Raw genomic sequence first — 15762 nt, forward strand, 5'->3', positions numbered from 1 at the left:
AGTGCCCGAGGGTTCAGGGGGAGGGTCGTCCATGGGGCACGAGGGTAGCGGGCGTGAATATGAGAATGCTCACAGTGACGGGGCCGAGTCGAGCGGAGCCACCGCCTCCCACGCGACGGTCACCTCACCGAGCCGCCACCGCCGCCGGCCGCCGAGGATCGGCCACTCGCCGCGGAGCGACTCGACGGCGGCGATCCAGCGCTGCGTCGGCCCGTAGACGGCGAGCGGGGCGGCGTGCAGCCAGGCCCGCTCCAGCGCCAGCAGGAACGCGTGCACCGGCTCGCCCGCGACGTTGCGGTGGATCAGCGCCTTCGGCAGCCGCTCCGCCGCGATCATCGGCGAGGGCACGGCGCCGAGCCGGAGCGACAGGGTGAGCGAGCGCGGCCCCTCGCGTCCGATCTCGATCCAGGTGCAGATCCGGCCGATCTCGTCGCAGGTCCCCTCCACCAGCACGCCGTCGGGGGTCAGCCGGTCGGTCATCGTCCGCCACGCCTCCGCGACCGCCGACTCGTCGTACTGCCGGAGGACGTTGAAGGCGCGGATCACGCTCGCCCGCTGCCGTCCGGGCAGGGGGACCTCGAAGCCGCCGCGCTCGAAGCGCACCCGGGCGTCGGCCGGGAAGGCGGTGCCCCCTTCACGGACCCGCTCCAGCTGCCGTCGCGCGGTCTGGACGCGGGCCGGCTCGATCTCGAAGCCGACCACGTCGACGCCGGGTGCCGCCCGGACGAGGCGGCGGTGCAGCTCGAGCGTGGTGACCGCGCTCGCGCCGAAGCCGAGGTCGACGACGACGGGCTCCCGGGTCGTGCGCAGCGCCGGCAGCTCGGCCAGCCGGCGGTCCACCCGGCGGAGGCGGTTCGTGCCCGTCGTGCCGCGGGTGACGGCTCCGATCGGCATGGTCTCCAGCGTATCCGTGGGCGCAGGGGCCGCCTCTAAGCTGGACGCATGTCCGAGACCTACACCCTCATCCTCGTGCGCCACGGCAACAGCGAGTGGAACCAGAAGAACCTGTTCACCGGCTGGGTCGACGTGCGGCTGACCGAGCAGGGCGTCGCGGAGGCGACTCGCGCCGGCGAGCTGCTGGTCGAGGCGGAGCTGCACCCCGACGTCGTGTACACCTCCCGCCAGACGCGCGCGATCCAGACCGCGAACATCGCGCTCGAGAAGGCCGACCGCCTGTGGATCGACGTGAAGCGCTCCTGGCGCCTCAACGAGCGCCACTACGGCGCGCTGCAGGGCAAGGACAAGGCGCAGACCCTCGCCGAGTACGGCCCCGAGCAGTTCATGACCTGGCGCCGCTCGTTCGACGTGCCGCCGCCCCCCATCGACGACGAGGACCAGTACTCGCAGGCGCACGACGAGCGCTACGCCGACCTCGGCGACGACCTGCCCCGCACCGAGTCGCTCAAGCTCGTGATCGAGCGGATGCTGCCCTACTGGGAGTCGGACATCAAGCCGGATCTCGCCTCGGGCAAGACCGTCATGATCACCGCGCACGGCAACTCGCTGCGCGCGCTGGTGAAGACCCTCGACGGCATCTCCGACTCGGACATCGCCGAGCTGAACATCCCGACCGGCATCCCGCTCGTCTACACCCTCGACGAGAACTTCGAGCCGATCGGCGAGGCCCGCTACCTCGACCCCGAGGCCGCCGCCGCCGGCGCCGCCGCCGTCGCCGCCCAGGGCGCCAAGAAGTAGTCCACCTCCCCCCGCACGGCCCGCCGGAGTCCCGACTCCCGCGGGCCGTCCGCGTCCGCACCCCGCCCTCGCCTGACGGTGGATCTCGATACGCACGCTGCGCGCGCTACTCGATCAGCATGGATCAGCCGGGTCGCGGTACGCGCCCCTCGCTTGGCGGCGCGACTCGATCAGCGTGGACGCGAGAGCCAGGTCGCGGAACGCGCCCTCTTCGCGCTGGTCGAGCAGCCGCGGCACGCGGCGTACCGAGTCCCCGCCTCCGTCCGACGGCGGATCTCGATACGCGCGCTGCGCGCGCTACTCGATCAGCATGGATGAGCCAGGTCGCGGAACGCGCCCCCATGCTGTGCAGAAGAAGGTCGCGGAACGCGCCCCTTCCCTGCTGGTCGAGTAGCCGCGGCACGCGGCGTATCGAGACCCCGCGTCCGTACGACGGCGGCTCTCGATGCGCGCGCTGCGCGCGCTACTCGATCAGCATGGAAGCGCGGGCGATCGACCAGCGAGGCACGGCAGCTGTCACTCGACGCCCGGGCGCTGAGAGTGCAGACCAGCCGCCCCGCACGAGGCGAACGGGCGAATCGCGTGCCAGCGATTCGTCATAGCCGTACGCGTCCCGCTCTGCGGAACGCGCCCACGCGGTCTGCCGACCGCGGTCGATATCGCGCTAGCGCGACATCGACAAATGGACTCAGCCCCAGTCACCCGAAATCAGGTACTGGACCTTCTTCGCGATGGACACCGCGTGGTCGGCGAAGCGCTCGTGGTAGCGGCTGGCGAGGGTGGCGTCGACGGTGTCGGCGGCCTGGCCCTTCCACGCCTCGCTGAGGACCTTGTCGAAGACGCTGACGTGCAGCTCGTCGATCTTGTCGTCCTCGTCGCGGATCTCCTCGGCGAGACGGGGGTCCTGGGTGCGCAGCAGCTCGGTGAGCTTGTGCGCGACGACGACGTCGAGGCGGCCCATCTCGACGAAGGTCGGGCGGAGCGACTTCGGCACGACCTTGTCGGGGAAGCGGTAGCGGGAGAGCTGGGCGATGTGCTCGGCGATGTCGCCCATCCGCTCGAGCGAGGCGCTGATCCGCAGCGCGGACACGACGGTCCGCAGGTCGCGGGCGACGGGGCCCTGGCGGGCGAGGATGTCGATCGCGAGCTCGTCGAGGCTGATGGCCAGCTCGTCGATGCGGGCGTCGCTGGCGATGACCTCCTCGGCGAGGGACACGTCGGAGTGGTTGAACGCCTGGGTCGCCTTCTCGATCGCGATCTCGACGAGTCCGGAGATCTCGACGAGCCGATCCTGGACCTCGGCCAGCTCCTGCTGGAAAACTTCGCGCATCTTCTTCTCGACCCTCTCTGCGGCACGCACGGAGACCGGTGCCGATCCGCGCCGCGCACGGCGCTGCGACTGCACCAGTCCGGCGCAGGCGCAGCCATGATGACCACGGCAGGTTAACGAACGGTGCCGAGCGTTTGAACAGTACTCGACCCGCGACCCGTCGCCGGGCATCCGGTAGGGAGACGCGCGGTGGATGGATAGCCTGGGAGCGTGGATCCGGGCCTGATCGTCGTGCTGTCGCTCGTTCTCGGCATCGTCCTCGGGATCGTCCTCACCAGTGTCGTCACCCTCGCCGCGCGCCAGGGCCGGATCGCGGCGGAGGTCGTCACCGTCGGCCTGCCCGAGGGCATCGGCGCGATCATCGACGCCGTCGGCGCTCCCGCGTTCGTGACCGACCCCTCCCACAACGTGCTGAAGGCGTCCGCCCGCGCGATCTCGCTCGGCCTCGTCTCCCAGGACACGCTCCTCCATCCGGACCTCGTCGCGATCGTCGACCGGGTGCGCCGCTTCGGCGACGACATCGAGCAGGACCTGGAGCTGGCGACGAGCCCGCTCTCGGACGCCGCGGTCACCCTCGTCGTGCATGCCACGCGGCTCGGCTCCCGCTTCGTCCTCGTCCTCGCCGAGGACCACACCGAGGCCCGCAGGCTCGAGGCTGTCCGCCGCGACTTCGTCGCCAACATCTCGCACGAGCTGAAGACGCCGATCGGCGCGGTCGGCCTGCTCGCCGAGGCCCTCGACTCCGCCGCCGACGACCCGAAGCAGGTCCGCCGGTTCGCGCACCGCCTCACCCAGGAGTCGCACCGCCTCGCGAAGATCACCCGCGAGATCATCGAGCTCTCCCGCCTGCAGTCGGCGGACGTCGCCGGCTCCGCCGAGGTCGTCCGCGTCGACGACATCGTGGTCGCCGCGCTCGAGACGACGCACGTGATGGCGGAGTCGCACGACGTCACCCTCGTCAAGGGCGGGATGAAGAAGGCGTACGTCGCCGGCCAGGAGAAGATGCTCGTCTCGGCGCTGCACAATCTGCTGGCCAACGCCATCCAGTACTCCCCGCCCGGCTCCCGCGTCGGGATCGGCGTCCGCTCCACCGGCGGCGTCGTCGAGATCGCCGTCACCGACCAGGGCATCGGCATCCCCGAGGAGGACCTCGACCGCGTCTTCGAGCGCTTCTACCGCGTCGACCAGGCCCGCTCCCGCCACACCGGCGGCACCGGGCTCGGCCTCAGCATCGTCAAGCATGCCGTGCAGAACCACGGCGGCGACGTCCGCGTCTGGTCCAAGCCGGGCCGCGGCAGCACCTTCACCATCCGACTCCCCGAAGTAGACCCGGCCAGGACGCCCTTCGCGTCCGCCGCCCCGATAGGAGACACCGCGTGACCAGCATCCTGCTCGTCGAGGACGAGAGCGCCCTCAGCGAGCCGCTCAGCTACCTGCTCGAACGCGAGGGCTACGACGTCACCGTCGCCGAGGACGGCCTGCGCGCCGTCGCCGCCTTCGACGAGGGCGAGTACGACCTGATCCTGCTCGACCTCATGCTCCCCGGCATGCCCGGCACCGAGGTGTGCCGCGAGATCCGCACCCGCTCCGCGATCCCGATCATCATGGTCACCGCGAAGGACTCCGAGGTGGACATCGTCGTCGGACTCGAGCTCGGCGCCGACGACTACGTCACCAAGCCGTACTCGACCCGCGAGCTGCTCGCCCGCATCCGCGCCGTCCTCCGCCGCCGCACCGAGGACCCGGGGGAGGAGCGCATCGTCGTCGCCGGCCCCGTCCGCATGGACATCGAGCGCCACACCGTCGAGGTCGACGGCGTCGAGACCCCGATGCCGCTCAAGGAGTTCGAGCTCCTCGAGATGCTGCTCCGCAACGCCGGCCGCGTCCTCACCCGCGGCCAGCTGATCGACCGCGTCTGGGGCAGCGACTACTTCGGCGACACCAAGACCCTCGACGTCCACGTCAAGCGCATCCGCTCCAAGATCGAGAAGACGCCCAAGGAGCCGGTCCTCCTGGTGACCGTCCGCGGCCTCGGCTACCGCTTCGACGCCTGATCGCGGGGCCTGGCGGGGGCGTCTGCGGCGTTGTCGTCGGTTGCGATACCGCCGGTATCGCGCCCTCCTCCGCCTTGCAGCCACCCCCGCCAGGCCCCGCGATCACGTGCTGACGTCGGGGGCGGCGAACCGCCGTCTGCAGACGTGCAGGCGCTGATTTGGCCGTCGCGGTGCGACGAGCGGTCAGAGGGGCCGTCGCTGCGCGACGAGCGGTCTGCGACAGGGCCGTCGCTGTGCGACGAGCGGGTTCGGCGGAACATGCTGGTCGAGTAGCCCCGCAGGGGCGTATCGAGACCCGCCCGCCGGGATGACGAAGGGCCGCCCACCGAGGTGGACGGCCCTTCGCGGAAGCGGGTGCTACTCGGCCGGGGCGTCGACGCCGGGCTGCACGGTCGGGGTGGGCAGCGCCGTCTGCGCCGGGTCCGGCGTGGGCGTGAGGGTCGGCGTGGCCGACGGGGCCGGGGTCAGCGTCGCGTAGGCCTCGAGGGCGTTCGTCAGGATCGGGACGAGCAGCTCCTCGCCCTCCTCCGAGCCGTACTGGAAGTAGACGGGGAACAGGCTGCCGGGGATCGTGTCGAGGCCCTCCATGGTGACCGACTCGGTGCTGCCCGGGCGGACCTCCGTGCGACCGGGGACAGCGTCCACCGTGTCGCTGGTGCGGCCCGTGCTCGCCTCGTACTGCACCTCGACGCTCACCGTCTCGTCGGTGTCGTTGACCAGGGACACGACCAGCGTGCCGGTCTCGCCGTCCTCGGAGATGATCATCGCGTTGCGGATGGCGAGATCGCCGATCGTCGCACCCACTCCGTCGCTCGGGTCGTAGATGGCCCGCGTCGCCTGCGGGGCGACCAGGTTGCAGCCGGCGGTGGCGAACGCGACGCCGACCGCGAGAACGACGGATGCAGCGATGCGCGCCTTCACGGGTTCCTCCAGATCATCGGCTCCGCCCGCCCCGGACAGGGCGGAATCGAGGTGCAGGAGCCGGAAAAAGACTAGCGCAGCCTCGTCGGCGTCCCGGCCGGGCTGCCCCCTCCTCCCGCCCGCTGCTACTGTGACCGGCGGCGAAAGGACGTCCCGTTGAACACCGTCTCCGGATCGGCGCCGACCGCGGCCGTCGTGATCGTCGCCGCCGGCAGCGGCACCCGCCTCGGGCGCGAGCTGCCCAAGGCCTACGTCGAGTGCGCCGGCGTCACGATCCTCGAGCGCAGCCTCCGCACGGTGCTCACCCTCGCCGAGCCGGTCCAGGTGGTCGTGGTGGCACCGGAGTCCCTCGTCGACGCGACCGTCGAGCTCTGCCGCCGCGCCGCCGGGTCCGCCGTCGAGGTCCTCGTCACCGCCGGCGGATCGACCCGCCAGGAGTCCGTCGCCCGCGGACTCGCCCTGCTGCACCCGGGAGTCGCCACCGTCCTCGTGCACGACGCCGCCCGGGCCCTCACGCCCGTCGCGCAGTTCGAGCGGGTGCTCGCCGCCGTCCGCTCGACCGGCGGCGGCGCGATCCCGGGCCTGCCCGTCACCGACACCATCAAGCTGGTCGGTGCCGACGCGGCGATCCTCGACACGGTCGACCGCTCGCAGCTCGCCGCCGTGCAGACGCCGCAGGGCTTCCCCCGCCGCCTGCTCGACGAGGCCTACGCGGCCGCCGGCCGGGAGTTCACCGACGACGCCGCCCTCCTCGCCGCTCACGGCCGCGGCTCCGTCGTCGTCCCCGGCGATCCGCTCGCCTTCAAGATCACCACGCCCTGGGACCTCGCTCGCGCGGAGCAGCTGCTCGCGCCGCCGCCGTCGTCCGCGGTGCCGCGCGTCGGCATCGGCACCGACGTGCACGCCTTCGACGACGCGTCGCCGCTCTGGCTCGCCGGACTGCACTGGCCGGGGGAGCGCGGACTCTCCGGGCACAGCGACGGCGACCCCGTCGCGCACGCGATCTGCGACGCGCTGCTCGCCGCGGCGAACCTCGGCGACATCGGCTCCCGCTTCGGCACGGACGACCCGCGGTTCCAGGACGCGCACGGCGAGGTCTTCCTCCGTGCGACCCGCGAGCTCGTCGAGGCGGCCGGCTTCACGATCGGCAACGTGTCGGTCCAGCTGATCGGCAACCGCCCGAAGTTCTCCCCGCGGCGGGACGAGGCCCAGCAGCTGCTGTCCGCACTCCTCGGCGCCCCGGTCAGCGTCGCCGCCACGACGTCGGACGCGCTCGGCTTCACCGGGCGCGGGGAGGGGGTCGCCGCGACGGCCACGGCGCTCGTCCTCCCCACTCCCGGATCCGCGCACTGATCCACCGCGCCAGCCCGCCGCCCGGCCGCGCCCGCCCCGCCCGGTAAACTCGCGGCGTGACTCTGCGACTGCACGACTCGAAGGCCCAGGCCCTCGTCGACTTCGTCCCCCTCCGCGAGAACGAGGTCGGGATGTACGTCTGCGGACCCACGGTGCAGTCGTCGCCGCACATCGGGCACCTGCGCTCCGCCCTGGTCTACGACCAGCTGCGCCGCTGGCTCGCCTACCGCGGCTACCGGGTCACCCTCGTCCGCAACGTCACCGACATCGACGACAAGATCCTCGCGATCGCCGAGCAGGCCCGCCGCGCGGCCGGGGAGGGCGAGCCCTCGGAGCAGTGGTGGGCGCTCGCCTACCGCGTCGAGCTGGAGTTCACCGCCGCCTACTCCGCGCTCGGCATCCTGCCGCCCACCTACGAGCCGCGGGCGACGGCGAGCATCGCCGAGATGGTCGCGCTCGTGCAGCGCCTGATCGAGCTGGGCCACGCCTACCCCGCTCCGGACGACTCCGGCGACGTCTACTTCGACACCCGCTCCTGGCCCGACTACGGCGCGCTCACGCACCAGCGCCTCGAGAGCATGGAGGCGGCGACCGACGCCGACCCGCGCGGCAAGCGCGACCCGCACGACTTCGCGCTGTGGAAGGGCATGAAGCCCGACGAGCCCGAGTCCGCCTCCTGGGCCTCGCCCTGGGGGAGGGGCCGTCCCGGCTGGCACATCGAGTGCTCCGCGATGTCGACCAAGTACCTCGGCACCCAGTTCGACATCCACGGCGGCGGGCTCGACCTGCGCTTCCCGCACCACGAGAACGAGCTCGCCCAGTCGAGCGCCGCGGGCCACGCCTTCGCCAGCTACTGGCTGCACAACGGGCTCGTCTCGGTCACCGGGCAGAAGATGAGCAAGTCGCTCGGCAACTCCGTCTTCGCCTCCGAGCTGCTCGACTCGGCCCGTCCGCTGGTCGTCCGCTACTACCTCGGCTCGGCGCACTACCGCTCGACGCTCGAGTTCCACGACGGCGCGCTCGAGGAGGCCGAGGCCGCGCTCGAGCGGATCGAGGGCTTCCTCGACCGCTCCCGCCGGCGCCTCGAGGGCACCCGCTTCGCCGCCGTCGGCGAGCCGGTCGTGCCCGACGAGTTCGCCGAGGCGATGGACGACGACCTCTCGGTTCCGCAGGCCATCGGCGTCCTGCACGAGACCGTGCGGGCCGGCAACGCCGCCCTCGACGCGGAGGACCTCGGCACGGTGTCCGCGCTGCGCACCCAGGTCCTCGCCATGGCATCGGTCCTCGGGATCGACCCGGAGGCCCCCGAGTGGGCGCGCTCCGACGACGAGCCCACCTACCGGGCCCTCACCGTGCTCGTCGACCGCCTGGTCGCCGAGCGGCAGACCGCGCGCGAGCAGCGCGACTGGGCGGCCGCCGACCGCATCCGAACCGATCTCGCTGCTGCGGGAATCACGATCGAAGACACCCAGACGGGTGCGCATTGGAGTCTCGATGGCGAATAAGCCCGGCCGCCCAGGAGCGGTCCGCAAGAAGAGCAAGGGCAAGGCCGTCGGTTCCGGCGGTCAGGGCCGCCAGGCCCTCGAGGGCAAGAAGCCCACACCCAAGGCCGAGGACCGGCCGTACCACCCCGCGGGCAAGGCGAAGCTGGCGCGCGAGCGCTTCGTCGCCGCCGGCGGCAAGGGCCGTCCCGGAGCGGCGCTGAACGGCGCGGCCCGCGGCCAGGGCCGTCCGGCCCCGTCGCGGAAGCCCAAGAGCGGCGACGAGTCCGAGATGGTCACCGGCCGCAACTCGGTCCTCGAGGTGCTGCGCGCCAAGATCCCCGCGACGACGCTCTACCTCGCGACGCGCATTGAGATGGACGACCGGGTCAAGGAGGCGCTCAAGCTCGCCACCGCCCGCGGCATCCCCGTCCTCGAGGTCATGCGCCCGGAGCTCGACCGCCTCGCCGGCCCGGACTCCGTGCACCAGGGCCTCGTGCTCAAGGTCCCGCCGTACGAGTACGCGCACCCGAGCGACCTGCTCGAGCGCAGCGTCTCGCGCGGCGTCGTCCCGCTGTTCGTCGCGCTCGACGGCATCACCGACCCGCGCAACCTCGGCGCGATCATCCGCTCCGTCGCGGCCTTCGGCGGACAGGGCGTCATCGTGCCGCAGCGCCGCTCGGTCGGCCTGAACTCCGCCGCCTGGAAGACCTCGGCCGGAGCCGCCGCGCGCGTGCCCGTCGCGATGGCGTCCAACCTCACCGCGATGATCAAGGACTACAAGCGCGACGGCGTCTTCGTCATCGGCCTCGACGGCGACGGAGACACCATGCTCCCCGGCCTCGAGCTCGCCGACCGCCCACTGCTCGTCGTCGTCGGCAGCGAGGGCAAGGGCCTCTCCCGCCTCGTCACCGAGCAGTGCGACGCCGTCGTCTCCATCCCGATCAGCGCCGCCACCGAATCGCTCAACGCCGGCATCGCGGCGTCGGTCGCGCTCTACGAGATCTCCAAACTCCGCGCCGCCTCCGAGTAGCGCGGGCAGCGCGGGCGTCGGCACGGCGATCTGCGGCGTTGTCGTCGGGCGCGATACCGCCGGTATCGCTTCCTCCTCCGCCTTGCAGCTCACCGCGCCGGCACCCGCGCTGACGCCGGGGGAGGCAGGGGGCGCCGCCTTCGGCGAGCGGTGGCTGAGGGGCGCCGCTTTCGGCGAGCGGTGGCTGAGGGGCGCCGCCTTCGGCGAGCGTTAGCAGCGGGGCGCCGCATTCGGCGAGCGGATGAGCATGCTGAACGGTCACCGCCGGCTCGGGTGCGCTTCATGCTGATCGAGTAGCCCGCGGAGCGGGCGTATCGAGATCCGCCCTGCCCGGAGTCAGGTCAGCAGGCCGGACTGCTGGTGACGGTGGGTCTCGATACGCCGCTGCGCGGCTACTCGACCAGCATGAAGGGGTACCGCCTTCGGCGAGCGACGGCGGAGGGGCGCCGCCTTCGGCGAGCGGGTGAGCATGCTGATCGAGTAGCCCGCGGAGCGGGCGTATCGAGATCGACCCGTGTTCGGAGTCAGGTCTGCAGGCCGGGCTGCTGGTGACGGATGGTCTCGATACGCCGCTGCGCGGCTACTCGACCAGCATGAAGGGGTGGCGCCCTCGGCGAGCGACGGCGGAGGGGCGCCGCCTTCGGCGAGCGGGTGAGCATGCTGATCGAGTAGCCCGCGGAGCGGGCGTATCGAGATCCGCGTCAGCACGCGCCGCAGACGACGAAGGGCTCGTGCCGGATCCGGGATCCGCACGAGCCCTTCGGCGGGCCGGGTCAGACGTTCTTCATCCAGTCGACGTCGGCGTCCTCGTCGGTCAGCTCGGCGTCGCCGGCGCCGTCGATGACGAGGTTCGGCAGGGTGATCGCCTCGGTCGGCGGGGCGATGATCGTCGCCTCGTCGCGGCGGTGGCGCAGGATGTCGTTCACGTAGGCGGTGACCGCCTCCGCCAGCGGCACGTCGCGCGCCTGCTGCTGTGACATGAACCAGCGGTGCTCGAGCAGCTGGTGGAACATCTCCGCCGGCTCCAGCCGCCCCTTCAGGTCGCGCGGGATCGAGCGGATGACCGGCTCGAACACCTGCGCGAGCCACTCGTGGGCGACCATCTCCTCGTCCAGCCCCTGCTTGTCGTAGGTGGCGGTGTAGGAGTCGAGGTCGTTCAGCAGGCGGCGCGCCTGGTTCTCCTGCGCGTCCAGCCCGGTCAGCCGCAGCAGGCGGCGCTGGTGGTGGCCCGCGTCGACGACCTTCGGCTGGATCCGCACAGTGGAGCCCGCCTCGTCGGTCTTGATCGCGAGCTCCTCGATGTCGAAGCCCAGCTCGTTGAGCCGGTTCACCCGGTCGTTGATGCGCCAGCGCTCGGAGGTCGAGAACGACTCCGCCCCGGTCAGCTCCTTCCAGAGACTGCGGTAGGCCGCGACGATGCCGTCGGACACCGTGATCGGGTCGAGGTCGTCGTCGACGCGGCCGCCCGCCTCGAGGTCCAGCAGCTCGCCGGCGATGTTGACCCGGGCGATCTCGAGGTCGTTCTCGCGCTGGCCGTTGGAGAGTCCGCCCGAGTAGAGCTGCCCGGTCTCCGCGTCCACGAGGTACGCCGCGAAGGCGCCCGCGTCGCGCCGGAACAGCGTGTTCGAGAGCGAGACGTCGCCCCAGAAGAAGCCGATGACGTGCAGGCGCACCAGCAGCAGCGCCAGCGCGTCGACGAGGCGGGTGGCCGTGTCGGGACGCAGCGTCTGCGAGAACAGCGCGCGGTAGGGGAGCGAGAACTTGAGGTGCCGGGTCACCAGCACGGCGGGCAGCTCGTCGCCCTCGTCGTCGGTGCGGTTCGTGATCACGGCGCCCGGCACGACGCACGGGACGTCGAGCCGCTGCAGGGTCTTGAGCATCTCGTACTCGCGCCGCGACATCTCCGCCGTCGTCTCCTTCACGGCGACGACGTGGCCGGAGAGGTGCGCGAAGCGGACCGTGTGCCGCGAGATGCCCTTGGGCAGCGCGGCGATGTACTCGTCGGGCCAGTCGTTCAGCCGCAGGTTCCACGGCAGGTCGAGGAGGGCGGGGTCGACCGTGGCCGAGGTGATGTTGAGGGAGCCGGACATGGCGCGCCGTTCGTGTCGGGAGTCGGACGGTGGAGGGGCCCGGACGAACGCTGCCGCCGCCTCGGAGGAGACGGCGGCAGCGTGTGCGCGGGGGCGGAGCCTAGGAGAGGCGCAGTCCCGACTCGCCGTCGAAGATGTGCACGCGGTGGTTCGCGGTCACGTAGACGCGGTCGCCCGCGGTCGGGTGCACGCGGCCGTCGACGCGCGCGACGATGTCGGTGCGGCGACCCTCGACCTCGGTGTGGCCGTAGAGGTAGCCGTCCGAGCCGAGCTCCTCGATCAGGTCGACCTCGATCGGCAGGCCGCCGGGCTGGGTCGAGACGGTGACGTCCTCGGGGCGCACGCCGAGCGTGACGACCTTCTGGGTGGTCTTCGCGAGCGCCTCGCGGGCGATCGGGAGGACCGTGTCGCCGAACTTGACGCCGCCGTCGGTGACGTCCGCGTGGAACAGGTTCATCGCGGGCGAGCCGATGAAGCCGGCGACGAAGACGTTGTTCGGGTTCTCGTAGAGGTCGCGGGGCGTGCCGACCTGCTGGAGCAGTCCGTCCTTGAGGACCGCGATGCGGTCGCCCATGGTGAGCGCCTCGGTCTGGTCGTGGGTGACGTAGACCGTGGTGATGCCCAGGCGGCGCTGGAGCGTGCCGATCTGCGTGCGGGTCTGGACGCGGAGCTTGGCGTCGAGGTTCGACAGCGGCTCGTCCATGAGGAACACCTGCGGCTTGCGGACGATGGCGCGGCCCATCGCGACGCGCTGACGCTGGCCACCCGAGAGGGCCTTCGGCTTGCGGTTCAGGTAGGGCTCGAGGTCGAGCATCTTCGCGGCCTCGAGGACCCGCGCGGCGCGCTCGTCCTTGTTGATGCCGGCGATCTTGAGCGCGAAGCCCATGTTCTCGGCGACCGACATGTGCGGGTAGAGCGCGTAGTTCTGGAAGACCATCGCGATGTCGCGGTCCTTCGGCGGAACGTCCGTGACGTTGCGGTCGCCGATCAGGATGCGGCCCTCGTTGACCTCTTCGAGGCCGGCGAGCATGCGCAGGGAGGTGGACTTGCCGCAGCCGGAGGGGCCGACGAGGACGAGGAACTCGCCGTCTCCGACCTCGAGGTTCAGCTTGTCGACCGAGGCACGCGTGGCCCCGGGGTAGACGCGGGACGCGTTGTCATAGGTTACGGACGCCATTGTTCTTGCTCCTTCACCGGCAGGTACGTGCCGGACGATCCGAGTGAATGGAAGTGACGGTCGTCGTCGCGTGGGCGACTCCGACCAACCGTCACAGTATGCCACGCGCCACCGGACGGGGGGAGCCGCGGTCCGACGGCGGGCGCCGGGACCCGGCGGTATCCGTCGTTTGGAGGTTTCCCAGGGCTCGCGCGTAGGATTCCGGCGAGTCGCAGCCCGGCGGCACTTCCCCTCTCATTCGGAGCGTTCTTGTCATGACCATCGGCGGAGCCAACGACCGTCTCTCGAAGAACCAGCGTCGAGAGGCCGCGCGCGAGAAGGCCCGTCGACTCCGCGAGCAGCAGAAGCGCCGCGACCGCGTCAGCCGCTTCGCCCTGCAGGGCGGACTCGCGATCGTGGTGATCGCCATCGTCGCGGTCGTCGTCTTCGCCGTCACCTCGAGCATCCGCCCGGCCGGCCCGGGCCCCGCCAACATGGCGAGCGACGGCGTCCTCGTCACCGAGGGCCTCGTCGCCTCGACCACCCCGGCGATCCCGGCCGACGGCACCCCGACCCCGAGCGTGCTCGACACCTCCACGGGCACCGTCGACATCCGGGTGTACCTCGACTACCTCTGCCCCTACTGCGGCCAGTTCGAGCAGACAAACGGCGACCAGATCAAGGAGTGGGTCACCAGCGGTGCCGCCATGGTCGAGATCCACCCGATCGCCATCCTGACCACCCGCTCGAACGGCACCAAGTACTCGGAGCGCGCGGCCAACGCCGCGGCCTGCGTCGCCGACCGGTCGCCCGACTCCTTCTTCGACTTCAACGCGGCGCTGTTCGCCGAGCAGCCGGCTGAGGGCACCGACGGCCTCTCCGACGACCAGCTCAAGCAGGCCGCCGCCGACGCGGGTGTCGAGGACACCGCCGCGGTGAACTCCTGCATCGACGACCAGTCCTTCGTCAGCTGGGTGCGCGCGGCCACGGAGCGCGCCACTTCCGGCCCGCTGCCGGGCACCGAGGTCGCGTCCGTCTCGGGCACCCCGACGGTCCTCGTCAACGGCGAGGCGTACACCGGCTCGCTGACCGACGCCGACGCCTTCAGCTCGTTCGTGCTCTCGGCCGCCGCCGACACCTACTCGTCGGCCACGCCGACCCCGACGCCCGCCGCGGGCTAGGCCGCGGACCCGCCGAGACGGGTCGGAGCACAGGAAGGGCCCCGGGAGACCGGGGCCCTTCGTCGTGCACCTCGGGAGGCCTGAGCCCGGTCGCCGCAGGGGGAGGCGCTCCGGGGAGGAGGACGGCCCGCGATCGCGCGACAGCCGGTTCCGCGCCTCCGCGTCGGCCGCTCGCTCTCGTGGATAGGCTCACCCGATCTCACCGGGGGGCCGCCATGACAACGCCGCCGATCGTCACGCCGACGACCGCCAGGACACCGATCTTCGAGGGTGTCCAGGCCCTGCGCTTCGTCGCGGCTCTCCTGGTCGTGATCACGCACGCCACGTTCTACGCGCACGAGCGCCTCGACGACTCGATCACCGTCTGGAACGGCGCCGCCGCGGGTGTCGACGTCTTCTTCGTCGTCTCCGGCTTCGTGATGGCGGTCACCGCGGGTCCCTTCGAGGTGAGGGGCGGCTGGCGGTTCTTCGCCGTCCGCCGCGTGATTCGGATCGTCCCGCTGTACTGGATCGCCACGACCCTGAAGATCGCGTCGATCCTCGTCCTGCCCGGGGCAGTGCTGCACGCCGCCCTCACCCCGTGGTCAGGAGTCGCGTCCTACCTCTTCCTGCCCGCCCGCAATCCCGACGGCGCGGTGGAGCCGCTCCTCGGCGTCGGCTGGACCCTCACCTACGAGACGGCCTTCTACGCGGTCTTCGCGCTCGGGCTGCTCCTGCGGCGGAACGTCCTCGTGTTCGCGTCGACGGTCGTGCTCGTCGTCGCGTCCGGCCATCTCCTCCGCCCGGCCGAGGACTGGCCGGCCTGGGCGGTCTACTTCGATCCGCTCGTCCTGTACTTCGCGATCGGCATGGCGATCGGGAGGATCCCCATGCTTTCGCGCGCGCGCCGCGGCCTGCTCCTCGCGCTGGGCGCCGCCGTCGTGTTCACCGTCGTCGCGGCTCTCGCACCGGAGGGGATCTCCTGGCAGCGCGACGCGCTCTTCCGGAAGGGGATCGTCACCGCCGCGTTCGTCGCGGTGGTCCTGGCCGAACCGCTCTTCCGGCGGCTCGCATCGCGTCGTGGCGCGAACCGCGTCCTCCGGCGACCGCTGCTCGCCCTGGGCGAGGCGTCCTACAGCCTGTACCTCTTCCATCCCCTGATCGGGCCGGTCGTGCCCGCCGTCCTGGCACTGATCGGCCTGCGAGCGGGAGTGCTCTCCGTGGCCGGCACGATCGCCGTCTCGCTGGTCGCCGGGCTCGTGATCCACCGCTGGGTCGAGAGGCCGCTCACGCGGAGGCTGCGAGGGCTGCCGTACGCCGGACTGCCGCCGGACGGCCTGACGCAGCAGGGTGTCGTGGAGGAGCGGCCGGCCGATCGGCCGCTCACGAGACCGCCTCGGAGCCGACGACGGGACTTGAACCCGTAACCGCCCGATTACAAGTCGGGTGCGCTACCAATTGCGCCACGTCGGCAGGTGCGTGTCCGCAC

At 71.7% G+C, this 15762-nt stretch carries 13 protein-coding genes and 1 tRNA gene; 8 read left to right on the forward strand and 6 right to left on the reverse strand.

Features of this window, described 5'->3' with window-relative positions; genetic code table 11:
* Positions 1-69: 69 nt before the first annotated feature.
* A complete protein-coding gene (locus tag C1I64_RS01470) occupies positions 70-894 on the reverse strand; it encodes a class I SAM-dependent methyltransferase (protein WP_127885976.1) in 825 nt (274 codons plus the stop codon).
* A 48-nt stretch (positions 895-942) separates the two neighbouring features.
* Here C1I64_RS01470 and C1I64_RS01475 point away from each other — a divergent pair, with 48 nt between their 5' ends.
* Complete coding sequence (locus C1I64_RS01475) at positions 943-1695, forward strand: phosphoglyceromutase (RefSeq protein ID WP_123445151.1); 753 nt, start codon at positions 943-945, stop codon at positions 1693-1695.
* Positions 1696-2383: 688 nt separating this feature from the next.
* Here C1I64_RS01475 and phoU read toward each other — a convergent pair.
* Positions 2384-3025, reverse strand: a complete 642-nt coding sequence (gene phoU, locus C1I64_RS01480; protein ID WP_123445152.1) for a phosphate signaling complex protein PhoU — start codon at positions 3023-3025, stop codon at positions 2384-2386.
* A 210-nt stretch (positions 3026-3235) separates the two neighbouring features.
* Between phoU and C1I64_RS01485 the strand changes: the two genes are divergently transcribed.
* Positions 3236-4405: a sensor histidine kinase gene (locus tag C1I64_RS01485; RefSeq protein WP_123702249.1), complete on the forward strand. Its 1170-nt coding sequence runs from the start codon at positions 3236-3238 to the stop codon at positions 4403-4405.
* Positions 4402-5079: a response regulator transcription factor gene (locus C1I64_RS01490; protein WP_123445154.1), complete on the forward strand. Its 678-nt coding sequence runs from the start codon at positions 4402-4404 to the stop codon at positions 5077-5079. The genes C1I64_RS01485 and C1I64_RS01490 overlap by 4 nt, the downstream gene beginning before the upstream one ends.
* Before the next feature lie 357 nt (positions 5080-5436).
* Here C1I64_RS01490 and C1I64_RS01500 read toward each other — a convergent pair whose 3' ends face one another.
* Positions 5437-6000 carry a hypothetical protein gene (locus tag C1I64_RS01500; protein WP_127885977.1) on the reverse strand — a complete coding sequence of 188 codons (564 nt, stop codon included), beginning with the start codon at positions 5998-6000 and terminating at the stop codon, positions 5437-5439.
* A gap of 156 nt (positions 6001-6156) precedes the next feature.
* On the opposite strand from C1I64_RS01500, the gene ispD reads away from it, so the two are divergent.
* Genes ispD through rlmB form a run of 3 tightly spaced genes read left to right on the forward strand, consistent with a single transcriptional unit; the run spans position 6157 to position 9867 of the window.
* Positions 6157-7353, forward strand: coding sequence for a 2-C-methyl-D-erythritol 4-phosphate cytidylyltransferase (gene ispD, locus C1I64_RS01505; RefSeq protein WP_127885978.1), 1197 nt, complete (start codon positions 6157-6159; stop codon positions 7351-7353).
* A 56-nt stretch (positions 7354-7409) separates the two neighbouring features.
* Positions 7410-8858: a cysteine--tRNA ligase gene (gene cysS / locus C1I64_RS01510; protein ID WP_123445157.1), complete on the forward strand. Its 1449-nt coding sequence runs from the start codon at positions 7410-7412 to the stop codon at positions 8856-8858.
* Positions 8848-9867 (forward strand): 23S rRNA (guanosine(2251)-2'-O)-methyltransferase RlmB, encoded by a 1020-nt coding sequence (rlmB, locus tag C1I64_RS01515; RefSeq protein ID WP_127885979.1) that lies wholly within the window; start codon positions 8848-8850, stop codon positions 9865-9867. Before cysS ends, rlmB begins: the two co-directional genes overlap by 11 nt.
* A 773-nt stretch (positions 9868-10640) precedes the next feature.
* Here the strand turns inward: rlmB and C1I64_RS01520 are convergent.
* Complete coding sequence (locus C1I64_RS01520) at positions 10641-11957, reverse strand: DUF4032 domain-containing protein (RefSeq protein WP_123445159.1); 1317 nt, start codon at positions 11955-11957, stop codon at positions 10641-10643.
* 100 nt (positions 11958-12057) lie between these two features.
* Positions 12058-13134, reverse strand: a complete 1077-nt coding sequence (locus C1I64_RS01525; protein WP_123702257.1) for an ABC transporter ATP-binding protein — start codon at positions 13132-13134, stop codon at positions 12058-12060.
* A 254-nt stretch (positions 13135-13388) separates the two neighbouring features.
* Here C1I64_RS01525 and C1I64_RS01530 point away from each other — a divergent pair, with 254 nt between their 5' ends.
* A complete protein-coding gene (locus C1I64_RS01530) occupies positions 13389-14294 on the forward strand; it encodes a DsbA family protein (RefSeq protein WP_127885980.1) in 906 nt (301 codons plus the stop codon).
* Between the two features lie 215 nt (positions 14295-14509).
* On the forward strand, positions 14510-15700 hold the full coding sequence (locus C1I64_RS01535) for an acyltransferase family protein (RefSeq protein ID WP_127885981.1): 1191 nt from the start codon (positions 14510-14512) through the stop codon (positions 15698-15700).
* Here the strand turns inward: C1I64_RS01535 and C1I64_RS01540 are convergent.
* Positions 15674-15746, reverse strand: a tRNA-Thr gene (locus tag C1I64_RS01540). The genes C1I64_RS01535 and C1I64_RS01540 overlap by 27 nt on opposite strands.
* Positions 15747-15762 lie beyond the last annotated feature (16 nt).

It is taken from the genome of Rathayibacter festucae DSM 15932, from assembly GCF_004011135.1.
GTDB lineage: Bacteria > Actinomycetota > Actinomycetes > Actinomycetales > Microbacteriaceae > Rathayibacter > Rathayibacter festucae.

Coding starts and splice junctions, on each gene's coding strand:
- phoU (WP_123445152.1), bottom strand. CDS start 3,025: ATGCGCGAAGTTTTCCAGCAGGAGCTGGCCGAGGTCCAGGATCGGCTC.
- C1I64_RS01470 (WP_127885976.1), bottom strand. CDS start 894: ATGCCGATCGGAGCCGTCACCCGCGGCACGACGGGCACGAACCGCCTC.
- C1I64_RS01525 (WP_123702257.1), bottom strand. CDS start 13,134: ATGGCGTCCGTAACCTATGACAACGCGTCCCGCGTCTACCCCGGGGCC.
- C1I64_RS01475 (WP_123445151.1), top strand. CDS start 943: ATGTCCGAGACCTACACCCTCATCCTCGTGCGCCACGGCAACAGCGAG.
- C1I64_RS01530 (WP_127885980.1), top strand. CDS start 13,389: ATGACCATCGGCGGAGCCAACGACCGTCTCTCGAAGAACCAGCGTCGA.
- rlmB (WP_127885979.1), top strand. CDS start 8,848: ATGGCGAATAAGCCCGGCCGCCCAGGAGCGGTCCGCAAGAAGAGCAAG.
- C1I64_RS01535 (WP_127885981.1), top strand. CDS start 14,510: ATGACAACGCCGCCGATCGTCACGCCGACGACCGCCAGGACACCGATC.
- C1I64_RS01520 (WP_123445159.1), bottom strand. CDS start 11,957: ATGTCCGGCTCCCTCAACATCACCTCGGCCACGGTCGACCCCGCCCTC.